The sequence below is a fragment of the Vibrio sp. Vb0667 genome, from assembly GCF_033391095.1.
This window is the reverse complement of sequence record NZ_JAWPOL010000267.1, coordinates 1-1,203: the sequence shown is the minus strand read 5'-3', so window position 1 is coordinate 1,203 and position 1,203 is coordinate 1. Positions and strand designations below refer to the sequence as shown.

At 44.1% G+C, this 1,203-nt stretch carries 1 protein-coding gene; it reads left to right on the top strand.

Going from position 1 to position 1,203, the window contains the following annotated elements:
- Positions 1-1,144, top strand: a 1,144-nt coding sequence (locus R8269_RS25175; RefSeq protein WP_318222902.1) for a GGDEF domain-containing protein, incomplete at its 5' end; no start/stop codon positions are given.
- Positions 1,145-1,203 lie beyond the last annotated feature (59 nt).

The following is a 1,203-nucleotide window of genomic DNA, read 5'->3' as shown; positions in this document are numbered from 1 at the left end:
CTGTGTGATCATCAGTGAGCCTAACGAAAGTTGGGAGTCGATGTATCGCCAGTTTATGAAAGGTGAATTTGATATTTTGGCACCATTAACGGTGAGCAGAGAACGGCATGAATTCAGCTATTTTCCAAGACCACACTATTCACCAGCTTCAGTGATGGTCAAGCGATTGGGCTACAAGCCAAACACCTATTCCCATGTGTCACAATTGATCTCTGAAAGAATCGGTGTAGTCAAAGACGATTTCTTCGATCAAATGATGACTCAGCTTTTACCGTTGAAAGAGCTTGAGCGTTTTAACACGCAGCACGATCTTATTGAAGCATTGCTTAAAGGGGAGGTGGATTACATCCCGATGGATACGGCAATGCTCAACCATTTCCTTCGTTTGAGCGAGCTTGTGCCCATCGAGCAAGATACCGCGATAGGGGAGTTTTACAGTTCGCAGTTGTCTATCGGTCTCGTCGCGAATGAACGCGGTGCAATGTTAGCGCCATATTTTAGCCGCGCGATCGCGATGTTGGGCGTTGACAAAATTGTGGCTCAATACGATTTGCGTCCAGATTGGCGCACGGCGTTAGAGTATGAGGTGCGATTGGCAACACAAACCCAAGCGGTATTTCTATTCGTACTTGTATTGGCAATTTGTGTTTCTCTCTATCTGTATCGTCAATCCAACACCGATAACTTAACTGGGTTGAGGAATCGTCGCTCTTTGCAAGTTAAGTATCGCCAAGGGGTGAATAAGGATTTGGCGATTCTTTATTTAGATATTAATCACTTCAAACAAATCAACGATACCTACGGTCATTTAGCGGGTGATGAAGTGCTGCAATTGCTTTCGCTGAAGATACATCGAGTGTGGTCTGGGCGAAGCTATCGTATTGGTGGTGACGAATTTATTTTGCTCGGATACCCAACACAAATAGAGCTTTCGCGAGCCGTTCAAGAACTGAGTCGATTGGATGTTACCGATAAATTGTGCGCAGAGCTGAAAACCGTCACGATTTCAGTTGGTGTTTCTGAGAAACGAAAGCAGCACATGAGTTTGGAACAAGCGCTGCATTTAGCGGATGAAGACATGTACGTCAGCAAACATTCTTCTCGTCATTATTCTGGTTCTAGCGACTATCTTGTTCAGTCTTAAATGGATGAATTGATCGAGTTTTGTCCAAACGAATGAAGAATAGTGGATTTATCGGTTTT